Source organism: Rossellomorea marisflavi (assembly GCF_022170785.1).
GTDB classification, from domain to species: domain Bacteria; phylum Bacillota; class Bacilli; order Bacillales; family Bacillaceae_B; genus Rossellomorea; species Rossellomorea marisflavi_B.
This window is the reverse complement of the sequence record NZ_CP081870.1, coordinates 3,519,132-3,531,834: the sequence shown is the minus strand read 5'-3', so window position 1 is coordinate 3,531,834 and position 12,703 is coordinate 3,519,132. Positions and strand designations below refer to the sequence as shown.

The 12,703-nt window shown below is 51.9% G+C and carries 15 protein-coding genes; 14 read left to right on the top strand and 1 reads right to left on the bottom strand.

All coding sequences use genetic code 11. The features are described 5' to 3' along the window. The first annotated feature begins 19 nt into the window (after nucleotides 1–19). The 14 genes from lgt (at nucleotide 20) to trxB (ending at nucleotide 12,470) form a co-directional block, all read left to right on the top strand. Nucleotides 20–853 (top strand): prolipoprotein diacylglyceryl transferase, encoded by an 834-nt coding sequence (gene lgt / locus K6T23_RS18480; protein WP_238282523.1) that lies wholly within the window; start codon nucleotides 20–22, stop codon nucleotides 851–853. A gap of 13 nt (nucleotides 854–866) precedes the next feature. Further along, the gene (locus K6T23_RS18475; protein WP_238282513.1) at nucleotides 867–1,829 is read left to right on the top strand and encodes a nucleoside recognition domain-containing protein; all 963 of its coding nucleotides are present in this window, start codon (nucleotides 867–869) and stop codon (nucleotides 1,827–1,829) included. Then, nucleotides 1,801–2,448 (top strand): pyrophosphatase PpaX, encoded by a 648-nt coding sequence (gene ppaX / locus K6T23_RS18470; protein ID WP_238282511.1) that lies wholly within the window; start codon nucleotides 1,801–1,803, stop codon nucleotides 2,446–2,448. Before K6T23_RS18475 ends, ppaX begins: the two co-directional genes overlap by 29 nt. Then, on the top strand, nucleotides 2,445–2,990 hold the full coding sequence (locus tag K6T23_RS18465; RefSeq protein ID WP_238282509.1) for an acyltransferase: 546 nt from the start codon (nucleotides 2,445–2,447) through the stop codon (nucleotides 2,988–2,990). The genes ppaX and K6T23_RS18465 overlap by 4 nt, the downstream gene beginning before the upstream one ends. A 332-nt stretch (nucleotides 2,991–3,322) precedes the next feature. Continuing rightward, nucleotides 3,323–4,510 carry an ATP phosphoribosyltransferase regulatory subunit gene (locus K6T23_RS18460; RefSeq protein WP_238282507.1) on the top strand — a complete coding sequence of 396 codons (1,188 nt, stop codon included), beginning with the start codon at nucleotides 3,323–3,325 and terminating at the stop codon, nucleotides 4,508–4,510. Further along, on the top strand, nucleotides 4,507–5,130 hold the full coding sequence (gene hisG / locus K6T23_RS18455) for an ATP phosphoribosyltransferase (RefSeq protein ID WP_056540419.1): 624 nt from the start codon (nucleotides 4,507–4,509) through the stop codon (nucleotides 5,128–5,130). The genes K6T23_RS18460 and hisG overlap by 4 nt, the downstream gene beginning before the upstream one ends. A 21-nt stretch (nucleotides 5,131–5,151) precedes the next feature. Then, entirely contained in the window at nucleotides 5,152–6,426 is a 1,275-nt protein-coding gene (gene hisD, locus K6T23_RS18450; protein WP_238282487.1) for a histidinol dehydrogenase, read from the top strand. A gap of 14 nt (nucleotides 6,427–6,440) precedes the next feature. Further along, complete coding sequence (hisB, locus tag K6T23_RS18445; RefSeq protein WP_048016194.1) at nucleotides 6,441–7,028, top strand: imidazoleglycerol-phosphate dehydratase HisB; 588 nt, start codon at nucleotides 6,441–6,443, stop codon at nucleotides 7,026–7,028. A 2-nt stretch (nucleotides 7,029–7,030) separates the two neighbouring features. Further along, nucleotides 7,031–7,663 (top strand): imidazole glycerol phosphate synthase subunit HisH, encoded by a 633-nt coding sequence (hisH, locus tag K6T23_RS18440; protein ID WP_048016195.1) that lies wholly within the window; start codon nucleotides 7,031–7,033, stop codon nucleotides 7,661–7,663. Further along, nucleotides 7,660–8,388 (top strand): 1-(5-phosphoribosyl)-5-[(5-phosphoribosylamino)methylideneamino]imidazole-4-carboxamide isomerase, encoded by a 729-nt coding sequence (hisA, locus tag K6T23_RS18435; protein WP_238282486.1) that lies wholly within the window; start codon nucleotides 7,660–7,662, stop codon nucleotides 8,386–8,388. Before hisH ends, hisA begins: the two co-directional genes overlap by 4 nt. Continuing rightward, nucleotides 8,382–9,140 (top strand): imidazole glycerol phosphate synthase subunit HisF, encoded by a 759-nt coding sequence (gene hisF / locus K6T23_RS18430; protein WP_238282477.1) that lies wholly within the window; start codon nucleotides 8,382–8,384, stop codon nucleotides 9,138–9,140. The genes hisA and hisF overlap by 7 nt, the downstream gene beginning before the upstream one ends. After that, on the top strand, nucleotides 9,137–9,760 hold the full coding sequence (hisIE, locus tag K6T23_RS18425) for a bifunctional phosphoribosyl-AMP cyclohydrolase/phosphoribosyl-ATP diphosphatase HisIE (RefSeq protein WP_238282466.1): 624 nt from the start codon (nucleotides 9,137–9,139) through the stop codon (nucleotides 9,758–9,760). Before hisF ends, hisIE begins: the two co-directional genes overlap by 4 nt. 122 nt (nucleotides 9,761–9,882) lie before the next feature. Beyond that, nucleotides 9,883–11,394, top strand: a complete 1,512-nt coding sequence (locus K6T23_RS18420; RefSeq protein WP_238282456.1) for a tetratricopeptide repeat protein — start codon at nucleotides 9,883–9,885, stop codon at nucleotides 11,392–11,394. Nucleotides 11,395–11,522: 128 nt separating this feature from the next. Continuing rightward, complete coding sequence (trxB, locus tag K6T23_RS18415; RefSeq protein WP_056540432.1) at nucleotides 11,523–12,470, top strand: thioredoxin-disulfide reductase; 948 nt, start codon at nucleotides 11,523–11,525, stop codon at nucleotides 12,468–12,470. A gap of 43 nt (nucleotides 12,471–12,513) precedes the next feature. On the opposite strand, the gene K6T23_RS18410 is transcribed toward trxB, so the two are convergent. Next, nucleotides 12,514–12,666, bottom strand: coding sequence for a hypothetical protein (locus K6T23_RS18410; protein ID WP_238282454.1), 153 nt, complete (start codon nucleotides 12,664–12,666; stop codon nucleotides 12,514–12,516). Nucleotides 12,667–12,703 lie beyond the last annotated feature (37 nt).

Here is a 12,703-nt window from a genome sequence, read left to right as displayed (position 1 = left end):
TTGACGAAGGAGAAGAACTATGAACGAGACAATCATGCCCATCGATCCCATTGCCTTTGAACTCGGTCCCATCTCGGTCCATTGGTATGGGGTCATCATCGGCCTTGGCATTGCCCTCGGGATGTATATGGTCATCCGTGAGAGTAAGCGTCAGGGACTACATCCGGATACATTCATCGACCTGCTCGTATGGGCAATTCCCATTGCCATCATCTCTGCCCGCATTTACTATGTAGCATTCGAATGGAACAACTATTATGCCGACCATCCAGAGGATATCATCAAAATCTGGAATGGAGGGATCGCCATCCACGGAGCCCTGATCGGCTCGGTGCTTACAACCATCGTTTTTGCCAAAGTGAGGGGACTTTCGTTTTGGAAGCTGACCGATATCGCAGCTCCGAGTTTGATCGTAGGCCAGGCAATCGGACGCTGGGGGAACTTCATCAATCAGGAAGCCCACGGTCGTGAAGTTTCACGTCAGTTCCTCGAGAATCTGCACCTGCCTCGATTCATCATTGATCAAATGTATATCGACGGGTCATATTATCACCCTACATTCTTGTATGAATCACTCTGGAATGTGGTCGTCCTCATCCTCCTTTTGATCATCCGCCGGAAGGTGAAGTCACTGAGAAGGGGAGAATTGTTCCTGACATATGTAATCGGATACTCCATCGGACGCTTCTTCGTGGAAGGCATGCGGACCGATAGCCTGATGCTCGGAGACTTCAGATTTGCACAGGTCATTTCTGTCGCCTTGATCGTTGCAGCAATCGTAACAATGATCTATAGAAGGAAAACGGGCCTCGCGAACCACTACTACGAGGAAAAAATGAACGCCGAAAGCTAAAGGGGGAGACGGCATGCTCGGATCGATCAGAACGGGGGGCCTCGTCGGCTTGAAAACGACTTGGTCCCTTGGGAAGGTGATTTTCCCGATCACGCTTCTCGTCTTCATCCTGCAATACACTCCTGTCCTTCCGTGGGTCATGGACAGGATTGCTCCATTAATGAAGATCCTCGGACTTTCCGGGGATGCAGCCATTCCGCTGGTACTGGGGAATTTCCTCAACCTCTACGCTGGTATCGGGGGAATCCTCTCCTTGGACCTGACGGTGAAGGAAGTGTTCATCATCGCCGTCATGCTGTCTTTCTCCCATAATCTATTCATCGAGTCCACCGTGGCTTCGAAGGTCGGCGTGAAGATCTGGCTGATCCTCCTCGTCAGGATCGGCCTTGCCCTCCTGTCTGCCATTGTCATCAACCTTGTATGGGATGGTGGTGCAGAGCTTGCCCAGTACGGGATGATGCCTGCAGAGCAGGCTGACCCTGAAGGCTGGGGGCAGATCATTCTTCTTGGACTTCAGAAAGCGGGATATGGCGTGATTCAGCTTGCCATCATCGTCATTCCCCTCATGATGATCATCCAGATCATGAAGGACCTGAAGTGGATGGACGTCTTCTCCAGATGGATGGCGCCCGTCACCCGCGCCCTCGGTATGAATGCCAATACATCATCCACCATGGTGACGGGTCTGGTCGTGGGTCTTGCCTACGGGGCGGGGGTCATGATCCAGGCAGTGAAAGAAGAAGGAGTAAGCAAGCGGGATGTGACCCTTGCCTTCATCTTCCTTGTTGCCTGCCATGCCGTGGTAGAGGATACCCTGATCTTCATCCCGCTTGGAATCCCGGTGTGGCCGCTGCTCGCCATACGACTCACCACGGCCATCCTGCTGACGGTGACGATCGCCTACTTCTGGCGGAAAACCGATGTGAAGAAAGAAAAGGAGCGTCAATATGAGGAAGATTACAACCATACTGTTTGACCTGGACGGAACGCTGATCGATACAAACGAACTGATCATCTCTTCGTTCCTCCACACCTTGAACCACTTTTACCCGGGCGACTATGATCGCGAGAGTGTCCTTCCGTTCATGGGGCCGCCCCTTCAAGAATCATTCGGGAAATTGAACCCGGAAAAATGTGATGACATGTGTGCCCACTACCGAGAGCACAACCGGGCGAACCACGATGATCTCGTCACGGAGTTCGAAGGGGTCGCGGAAACGATTGAAACCCTACATGAACAGGGCTACAAGCTTGCCATCGTCTCCACAAAGTCACGTATGATGGTCATTCGCGGCCTAGAGCTCATGGGGCTGAAACCGTACTTCGATGTGATCATCAGTCTTGATGAAGTGGAGCATCCGAAGCCGCATCCGGAGCCTGTCCAAAAAGCATTGGAAGCACTCGGATCCGCACCTGAGGAAGCGCTCATGGTCGGTGATAACCATCATGATATCCTTGGCGGACGGAACGCGGGAGTCTTATCTGCAGGCGTGGCCTGGAGTGCGAAGGGAAAAGCTCATCTGGAGCAGTACGAACCTGACTTCATGCTGGATACGATGCAGGACATCTTGACGATTGTAGGGGCTGAGGGATGAGACGGACGACAAGGTACCCGGTCCAGGGAGCGAACTCCCTTTGGCATGTGTACAAAACCGTCCCCTTCGCCAAGGTCGTGAAGAACTTCCTTGTCATCCAGGCAGCGAGGTACAACCCGTTCCTCGGATTGAAGAACCGGCTTTACCGCACGTTCCTCAAAATGGAGATCGGGGAGCAAACGTCTTTTGCCCTGATGGTCATGCTGGACGTCATGTTCCCGGAGAAGATCTCCGTCGGCCGGAATACGGTCATCGGCTATAACACGACCATCCTTGCCCACGAGTACTTGATCAAGGAGTACCGGCTGGGAAACGTCGAGATCGGTTCGGAGGTCATGATCGGAGCGAACACGACGATCCTTCCCGGTGTCAGCATCGGTGATGGGGCCATCGTGTCTGCCGGAACCCTCGTGCATAAAGATGTGCCACCGGGTGCCTTCGTAGGAGGAAACCCCATGCGCGTCATCTATACGAAAGAAGAACTCGCCGATCGCTGGAATGACGACGAGATTTATGGAACCGCCAAAACCGGAAGGGACTGATGTCCTTTCCGGTTTTTTTTGTGTTGGTGTGGATAGTGGGATTCTGTATAGGATTGGATGTCCGGATCCGATAGAAAGAGTAGTGTGTATTTCTGAAGAAATGAAATACGGTCATCTGTTTTGGGGAGAATGGGAGTATTGAATTCCCGTTCCTTTCAAGTATAGGTGGTCATGTCATTCCTTGCAGGAATCAGCTTCAAATCGGTTGACGGAATCAAAAAGAAGCGCTACACTACATGTAACTTTATTTTATTAGTATATTAGCGAACTAAAGGATTGAGAAAGTTCAATCAAGGGAAAAGATAGGATACTACGTTCAAAAGGTGGTTCGTATGACAAAGCTATTCATGTTCGAGAAACCATTGGGGATGAGAGATACATTCCCTGATTTATATGAAGTCAAAGATCAGACGAAAAGTAGGATGGTGGCGGAAATGTCACGCTGGGGCTACCGCCTCATCGAGACACCGACGCTGGAATACCACGAAACGGTCGGAGATGCTTCGGCCATCCTGGATCAACAATTGTTCAAGCTCCTGGATCAGCAGGGACACACCCTCGTCCTGCGTCCGGATATGACGGCTCCCATTGCTAGGATCGCAGCATCCAAACTGTTGAAGGACGAGGCACCCTTGAGACTTGCTTATTCAGACAGCGTGTTCCGGGCCCAGCAGCGTGAAGGCGGCAGACCGGCAGAATTTGAGCAGGTGGGAATCGAATGCATCGGTGACCCCTCCGTCAGTGCCGACGGGGAAGTAATCGCCCTGATGGTCGAAACCTTAAGGGAAGCGGGATTGAAGCATTTCAAAGTTTCGGTCGGTCACATCGGATTCGTCCAGCAATTGTTCAAAGGCATTGTCGGGACCGACGAACGGGCCGATATCCTGCGCCGGTTCCTTTATGAGAAGAATTATGTGGGGTATCGTCGCCATGTTGAAGAGCTCTCCCTATCTTCCATTGATAAAGATCGCTTGAAAGGTTTCTTGAATCTGCGTGGAGCGGATGGAGTCCTTGAAGAAGCGGAAGCCCTCCTTGAAGGAAGCAAGGGGATGGAGGCATTGAATGAACTTCGCGAGCTGTGGGGGATCTTGAAAGATCACGGTGTGGAGGATCATATCAAGTTCGACCTCAGCCTCGTGAGTCATATGAGCTATTATTCCGGCATCCTGTTCGAGGTGTACGGTGAGAATGTCGGCTTCGCCATCGGGAACGGCGGCCGCTACAATAAGCTTCTGGAGAAATTCGGGAAAGATTCAGGAGCGACGGGCTTCGGACTCCGTCTCGATTACGTACTGGAGGCACTTCAAGTGAAATTGGAGCGACCGGAGCAGGAATGCATCCTATACAGTGATGAGCGCAGGAAGGAAGCGTTCGGACTTGCTCGCGAGCTGAGGGGTGAAGGACGATCCGTCGTCCTACAGAGTCTGCGTGGCGTAAGTGACGTGGATGAGTATACGAAACTATTCAACTCGATTCATTACTGTATCGGAGCCGGTGGGAAAGGTGGTGGCATCCGATGAGTCTGACCATTGCCATGCCGAAGGGAAGGATTTTTGAAGAAGCTGTCGAGCTGTTGAGAAGGGCCGGATACAATCTGCCTCCGGAATTCGATGATTCACGGAAGCTGATCATCGAGGTGCCGGCAGAAGATCTCCGGTTCATCCTCGCCAAGCCCATGGATGTACCGACCTATGTGGAACACGGTGTAGCAGACCTTGGGATTGCAGGCAAGGATGTGATGCTGGAGGAAGAACGGGATGTATATGAACTCCTCGACCTCCGCATCAGCGACTGCTATCTGGCCGTCGCGGGGCTGCCTGATACGAAGATGAGCGAAGTGGCACCGAAGATCGCAACAAAATATCCGAATGTGGCCTCATCCTATTTCCGTGAACAAGGGGAGCAGGTGGAAATCATCAAGCTGAATGGTTCCATCGAGCTCGCACCCCTTATCGGACTTGCAGACCGCATCGTGGATATTGTCTCTACGGGCAGGACCTTGAAGGAGAATGGACTTGTGGAATTCGAAACGATTGTGGATATCACTTCGAGACTGATCGTCAATCCGGTGAGTTATCGGATGAAGGACGAAAAAATAGAAGACCTTGTGGACCGATTATCAAAGGTGATCGGGGAATGAAACCGGGAAGGGGGAACCTCAGTGAAAATCGTCGATAACATCAAAGGAGCGTCCATCAAGCGATCCGTGGACAGTGGAACCGAAGAGCAGAGAAGAGCCGTTCAGGCAATCATTGCAGAGGTGAAGGATGCTGGAGATGATGCCCTCCACCGCCTCACGGAGAAATTTGACGGAGTGAACCTCAAAAGCCTGGCTGTCACAAATGATGAAATCGAGGACGCCTTCTCAAGTCTTGATCCCGAGTTGGTCACGATCATCGAGGAGGCATCGTGCAACATACGGGACTTTCATGAAAAGCAGAAGCGCCCTTCTTGGTTTGAAACGAAAGCGGACGGCACCATGCTCGGTCAGAAGATGACCCCACTCGATTCTGTCGGGGTGTATGTGCCGGGCGGAACCGCAGCCTACCCGTCTTCGGTCCTGATGAATGTCCTTCCTGCAAAAGTTGCGGGAGTGGAGCGGATCGTCATGGTGTCACCACCAGGCAAGGACGGGAAAATCCCGGCGGGTGTCTTAGTGGCAGCGGAGATCGCCGGCGTGAAGGAAATCTATAAGGTCGGAGGCGCCCAGGGGGTTGCGGCCCTTGCATATGGAACCGAATCGATTGCATCCGTCGATAAGATCACCGGACCGGGGAATATTTACGTGGCCCTTGCCAAGCGGGAAGTATTCGGCGATGTGGATATCGATATGATTGCAGGCCCGAGTGAAATCGTCATCCTCGCCGATGAGCATCAGCATGCCGATGAAATCGCGGCAGACCTGCTGTCACAGGCAGAGCATGATGTCCTTGCATCAGCGGTCCTCGTAACCGATTCAAGGGAACTTGCCGAAAAGGTTTCCCGAGAAGTGGAGGAGCAGCTCTCAAGCCTTCCGCGAGAAGGGATTGCCAGAAAGTCCATCGAAGAGTACGGCACTATCTATGTCGTAGATTCCATGGAGGAAGGCATAGAGGTCGTGAATGATCTTGCGCCGGAGCATCTTGAAATCCTGACGGCCCGGCCGTTCGAAACGATGGCCTCGATCCGCCATGCGGGTGCGATCTTCCTCGGGCGATTCAGTTCAGAACCTGTCGGCGACTATTTTGCCGGTCCCAATCACGTACTGCCCACCAATGGAACGGCACGATTCTCAAGTCCGTTGAATGTAGATGAATTCATGAAGAAGACGAGCATCATTTCATATAGTGAAGCAGCCCTGAAGGAACATGGCGACAAGATCGCCAAGCTTGCCAGACTCGAAGGGCTCGAAGCCCATGCCAGAGCGGTGGAGATCAGATTCAAGGGTGAAAAGTAAAAGGAGTGCAGACCATGACGAGAAATGCGACCATCACACGTAAGACGAATGAAACCAATATCAGCCTGTCTTTTGGAGTTGACGGGGAAGGGAACTCGAAGATCGAGACCGGGGTGCCGTTCATGACCCACATGCTCGACCTGTTCACCAAGCATGGCCAGTTCGATACGGTCATCGAAGCGAATGGGGATATCGAAGTGGATGATCACCATACAACGGAGGATATTGGTATCTGTCTTGGACAGGCACTGGTAGAAGCCCTAGGTGACAAACGGGGGATCAAGCGATACGGTTCGGCCCTTGTCCCGATGGATGAGGCCTTGGCACAAGTCGTAGTGGACTTGAGCAATCGTCCGCATCTGGAATTCCGTGCCGAGCTACCGAGTCAGAAAGTGGGGACATTCGATACGGAGCTTGTCCACGAATTCCTCTGGAAGCTTGCCTTGGAAGCGCGGATGAACCTTCACGTCATCGTTCATTACGGAACCAATACCCACCACATCATCGAGGCGATCTTCAAGGCGCTCGGGCGTGCCCTCGATGAAGCAACGACCATCGATCCCCGCGTGAAAGGGATCCCGTCGACGAAGGGGATGCTGTAATCATGATTGGAATCGTCGATTATGGAATGGGGAATTTATTCAGTGTCAGTAAAGCACTGGAAAGGCTCGGTGTCCCGTATGTGATCAGTGATGACCAAGAAGAACTATTGAAAGCGGACGGGATCATCCTCCCAGGTGTCGGGGCTTTCAAGGACGCCATGGCCCTGTTGGAGTCCACTCATTTGAAAGAAACCATCATGGCATTCGTGAACACAGGGAAGCCGCTTCTTGGCATCTGCCTCGGCATGCAGCTCCTGTTTGAGGATAGCGAAGAAAACGGTCGTACAAAGGGGCTTGGGCTCCTGCCGGGGACAGTCGTCCGCATCCCGAAGGAAGATCTAGAGGGGAACACTTACAAAGTGCCTCATATGGGCTGGAATCACCTCAACTACGCTAAGCCGTCCATCCTGACCGAAGGGTTGGAGGAAGGGTACGTTTATTTCGTCCACTCTTACTACGTTCACGAGGGGGCGGCTGATGTGACCGTCGCGTCCGCGGACTACGCGGGCGTGCCGATCCCGGCTGTCGTGAGCCGTGACAATGTATATGGCATGCAGTTCCACCCTGAGAAAAGCGGAGAACTGGGCATGGAACTTCTCAAGAATTTCACAACACGCGTGGAGGTTAAAGCATGAGTTTTACCATCTATCCCGCGATTGATATGCGCGGAGGCAAATGTGTCAGACTGATTCAGGGAGATTATAATCAAGAAACCATCTACGGGGATTCCCCGTTCGATATGGCTGCAGGCTTCGTGGACCAAGGGGCATCATGGATCCATATGGTGGACCTGGACGGAGCGAAAGCGGGCTCCCGGGTCAACGGGGAGCATGTGCTGAATGTCGCTAAAAACCTTGGTGCCAAGGTGCAGATCGGCGGAGGAATCCGTACGGAAAATGATATCGAGTATTATCTTGATGCAGGAGTCGATCGTGTCATCCTTGGGAGCATCGCTGTATCCCAAACGGAACTCGTAAAATCCTGGATCAAGCGCTATGGGGGTTACCGCATCGTCATCGGGCTCGATGCGAAGGATGGCTATGTGGCCACACACGGCTGGCTTGAGACGTCGGAGCTCAAAGCCGTGGATTTAGGGAAGGACCTTGCGGATGCAGGGGCGAAGACCTTCATCTTCACGGATATCGCAACAGACGGGATGCTTTCCGGGCCCAACGTCGAAGCGAACCGGGAACTGGCTCGGGCCACCGGCGCTTCCGTCATTGCTTCAGGCGGTGTAAGCTCCCTTCAGGACCTGAAGACGCTGAAGGAAAGTGGCGTGAGCGGAGCCATCTGCGGCAAATCCCTCTACACGGGGAAATTCACCGTGTCGGAAGCCATCAAAGAGGTGACATCATGCTGACGAAACGAATCATCCCCTGCCTCGATGTAAAGGAAGGACGCGTCGTCAAAGGCATCCAGTTCATAGAACTGCGTGACGCAGGCGACCCAGTGGAGCTTGCGAAGGCCTATGATAAGCAGGGAGCGGATGAGCTTGTATTCCTTGATATCTCCGCATCCCACGAAGGACGCGAAACAATGGTCGAGGTGGTTCGGCAGGTGGCAGCAGAGCTTGCAATCCCCTTTACCGTCGGCGGCGGGATCAACTCCGTCGATGACATGAAGCGGATCCTCCGTGCCGGTGCCGATAAAGTTTCCCTCAACACGGCTGCGGTGCTGCGTCCGGACTTGATCAAAGAAGGCGCAGACTATTTCGGTTCCCAGTGCATCGTCGTCGCCATCGATGCGAAGAAGAATGTAGAAACCGGGACATTCGGCGTCTATACCCACGGAGGCAGGAAGCTGACAGACCTCGATGCCATCGAGTGGGCAAAAACGGCAGAATCCCTTGGAGCGGGTGAAATCCTCCTCACGAGCATGGACAGCGACGGGGAGAAAAACGGCTTCCATCTTGAACTGACGAAGGCGGTGAGTGAAGCTGTCTCGATTCCGGTCATCGCTTCTGGCGGGGCAGGGAATGCCGAGCACTTCAAGGATGCCTTCACTGAAGGGCGGGCCGATGCCGCCCTTGCTGCTTCCATTTTCCACTATAAAGAAACAAGCATAGAAGAAGTGAAACGATACTTACGAACGCAGGAGGTGCATGTACGATGACAGAATGGCTTGCAGATGTTGTCTATGATGAGGCGGGGCTCGTACCTGCCATCATCCAGGATGCAGGGACGAAGGAAGTGCTGACCCTGGCTTATATGAATGAAACATCATTGAAGAAGACGGTGGAAACCGGAGAGACCTGGTTCTATTCACGGTCCCGTCAGGAACTTTGGCACAAAGGGGAAACGAGTGGGAACATCCAGAAAGTACGGAACATCACTTGGGACTGCGATAAGGATGCCCTTCTTGTGATGGTCGAAAAGGCAGGCCCGGCGTGCCATACCGGTGCGGAAAGCTGTTTCAGTGAAACCGTACACGGGGAGAAGACTTCGACCGGTGCAGAAATTCTGAAGACGCTGGAATCCTTGATTGCCGACCGTGACGCAGAGCGTCCGGAAGGGGCCTACACGACCTACCTCTTTGAAAAAGGGGTCGATAAGATCCTCAAGAAGGTAGGGGAGGAAGCGTCAGAAGTCATCATCGCGGCGAAGAACCGTGATGCGGAAGAGCTGAAGTGGGAAACCGCCGATCTCTTCTACCACGTCCTGGTCCTCCTGAGGGAGCAAAAACTTCCATTGGATGACGTATTCAACGTGTTGCTGGAACGTCATAATAAGTAATCCCTCAAGGGGCGGTCCCTGCATATCCTGCGGTGGCCGCCCCTTAAAATATGGTAGTTCAGTAGCGGTGCGTTGTATGTTATACTACGGTAGTTACATTACGAACGTTTCGGAGGATTTTGATGAAAAAAGGGTCAAAAACAGTCAGTGAGCAAGCAAAGGTGCTGTCCTTCGTCCCAACCGGTGAGTATTACTTCACGAAAGGGATGAAAGCATACCACCATCGTGAACTGAAAAAATCATTAAAATATTTAAATAGAGCATTACAACTGGAACCATTGGAGCCGATGATCGCATGTCAGCTTTCCATTGTCCTGACAGAACTCGGTGATTTCAAAAAAGCCAATGAACTTCTGCATGAAATCCTGAAGGATCTGGATCCACGCATGAACGAGTGCCATTATTTCCTGGCAAACAACTATGCGCACCTTGGTTTGTTCAAGGAAGCGTATGAACAGGTGTCCGCCTACCTTGAAAAGGATCGCTACGGTGAATTTGCCGAAGACGCCGAAGATCTCCTCGAGCTCCTCGAACTCGATTCCGACTTGATCACCGATGAGTTGTACGAACACGATGACCTGATCGCCAAGCAGGAAAAAGCGAAAACACAGCTCGAGGCAGGCAACTTCCAGAAGGCGGCCGATACCCTTCAAGGTGTGATCAAGGAGTATCCCGAATTCTGGTCGGCTTATAACAATCTCGCACTCGCGTACTTTTACCTTGGTGAAGTGGAACAGGCCGCCTCCACGCTGGAAGAAGTATTGGAGAAGAACCCGGGGAATCTGCACGCCTTGTGCAATACCGCTGTCTTCTACTTTTATCAGCGGAGATTCGATGAGTTGGATGAGCTCATTCTCGGCCTTGAAAAAGTGCGTCCGATCAACTTTGAGCACCGCTACAAGCTCGGCGCGACCTTTGCCCTCATCGGTCACGCGGAGAAAGGCTATGAATGGCTGAAGTCACTGCAAAAGACGGGCTTTGAAGGAGACGCAAGCTTCTTTTACTGGCTTTCACATTCAGCGTTTGAAACCGGTCGGCACGATACGGCCCGGAAAGCCTGGAAGAAGGTGCTCGACCTTGCCCCGGAAAAAGAAGGGCAGGAACCGTGGAGCGGGAAACCGAAAGGCGAAGGATTCGAGAACCATATCTCATCGATCCTGAAAAAGCTCAAAAGCGAAGATGCTGAAGAGCGCTTATTCGGGCTATTCCTGCTGTCTGTATCCGATTATCAGGAAGCGATTCTTTCCCATGCCGATTTTTGTGAAATCGACGATTTGTCCATTGTGGAAAAGCTTTATCTTGCCCAGATCCTGAACGGGCGGGGAGGAAAGTCGGTACAGGTGAATGAGACGCTTGAGTCCATCCATGCGATCGCCCTTCACTTGTATAAGCACCACCATCCGATTTCAAGCGTCACGTCCGGCCTATACCTTACATGGTTCAACGTAGCGTATAGGGGTTTGAAAGAAGGAGAAGACTTTAAGAATACCAAAGCGTTCGCGGCTGCATTGGAGTACACATGGTACCGCCTCAGAAGCGAAGCAAAGACGAAAAAGGAAGTCAGTGGACGATATGGGATTGCCGTGTCCACGCTGACAAAATATATCGCCACTGTTGAGGATTACCTCTCCTGAGCATATATTTGGACGGTTCTTTCCTAATTTTATAGGATAGACGTAGGAAGTTCATACTAAGGAGGAAACCAAACGGTCCACCCTCCATAGTATTTAAATAAGAACTCTGTTCGGAAGGAGAATCAGCTATGTCAGAAGAGCAAATTTATGATGTCATCATTGCCGGAGCAGGACCTGCAGGCATGACGGCTGCAGTATATACATCCCGTGCGAACCTTTCCACCCTCATGCTTGAAAGGGGAGTTCCGGGCGGTCAGATGGCCAACACGGAAGAGGTTGAAAACTATCCTGGATTCGATACGATCCTAGGACCTGACCTTTCCAACAAGATGTTCGACCACGCAAAGAAATTCGGAGCGGAATACGCATATGGCGACATCAAGGAAATCATCGATGGTGAAGAGTACAAGATCATCAAAACCGGTTCAAAAGAATTCAAGGCTCGTGCCGTGATCATCACAACAGGTGCCGAATACAAAAAAATCGGTGTCCCTGGTGAAAAGGAACTCGGCGGACGCGGAGTATCTTACTGTGCCGTATGTGATGGTGCCTTCTTCAAAAACAAAGACCTCGTTGTCATCGGAGGAGGAGACTCTGCCGTGGAAGAAGGGGTATACCTCACCCGTTTCGCGAACAAAGTGACCATCGTCCACCGTCGTGACGAGCTGCGCGCCCAGAAGATCCTTCAGCAGCGTGCATTCGATAACGAAAAAGTGGATTTCATCTGGAACCATACCATCAAAGAAATCAACGAAGGCAACGGAAAAGTAGGAAGCGTGACACTTGTGTCCACTGAAAGCGGAGAAGAAACTGAATTCAAAGCAGACGGTGTATTCATTTACATCGGTATGCTTCCGCTGACAAAACCATTTGCAAGCCTAGGCATCACCAATGCAGAAGGCTATATCGAAACGAACGAACAAATGGAAACAAAAGTACCCGGCATCTTCGCAGCTGGTGACGTACGTGAGAAACAACTGCGTCAGATCGTTACGGCAACCGGTGATGGAAGCATCGCGGCTCAAGCCGTCCAGCACTATGTAGAAGAGCTGAAAGAAAAGGTTAAACCGGTATAATACATTAAAAGCCCTGTGGACTCCGTGTCCACAGGGCTTTTGTTCAATTCTTCCTAACATGGTTCTCCAACAGGAGGGCAAGCTCGGTCAAGGTCAATTTTTCAGCATCTTCCTTCCGTTCATACACCCCCTCTTTCATCAGTCGACAGATGAACTGTTCCTTCTGTTTTTCAACGGCTTCTCGCAAAAAAGGCACTGACTCCACTCCCTTTCTACCTGATTGAGAAAAGTGT

Coding starts and splice junctions, on each gene's coding strand:
- hisF (WP_238282477.1), top strand. CDS start 8,382: ATGCTGACGAAACGAATCATCCCCTGCCTCGATGTAAAGGAAGGACGC.
- hisIE (WP_238282466.1), top strand. CDS start 9,137: ATGACAGAATGGCTTGCAGATGTTGTCTATGATGAGGCGGGGCTCGTA.
- hisH (WP_048016195.1), top strand. CDS start 7,031: ATGATTGGAATCGTCGATTATGGAATGGGGAATTTATTCAGTGTCAGT.
- hisG (WP_056540419.1), top strand. CDS start 4,507: ATGAGTCTGACCATTGCCATGCCGAAGGGAAGGATTTTTGAAGAAGCT.
- K6T23_RS18460 (WP_238282507.1), top strand. CDS start 3,323: ATGACAAAGCTATTCATGTTCGAGAAACCATTGGGGATGAGAGATACA.
- hisB (WP_048016194.1), top strand. CDS start 6,441: ATGACGAGAAATGCGACCATCACACGTAAGACGAATGAAACCAATATC.
- K6T23_RS18420 (WP_238282456.1), top strand. CDS start 9,883: ATGAAAAAAGGGTCAAAAACAGTCAGTGAGCAAGCAAAGGTGCTGTCC.
- hisA (WP_238282486.1), top strand. CDS start 7,660: ATGAGTTTTACCATCTATCCCGCGATTGATATGCGCGGAGGCAAATGT.
- K6T23_RS18465 (WP_238282509.1), top strand. CDS start 2,445: ATGAGACGGACGACAAGGTACCCGGTCCAGGGAGCGAACTCCCTTTGG.
- K6T23_RS18475 (WP_238282513.1), top strand. CDS start 867: ATGCTCGGATCGATCAGAACGGGGGGCCTCGTCGGCTTGAAAACGACT.
- lgt (WP_238282523.1), top strand. CDS start 20: ATGAACGAGACAATCATGCCCATCGATCCCATTGCCTTTGAACTCGGT.
- trxB (WP_056540432.1), top strand. CDS start 11,523: ATGTCAGAAGAGCAAATTTATGATGTCATCATTGCCGGAGCAGGACCT.
- ppaX (WP_238282511.1), top strand. CDS start 1,801: ATGAGGAAGATTACAACCATACTGTTTGACCTGGACGGAACGCTGATC.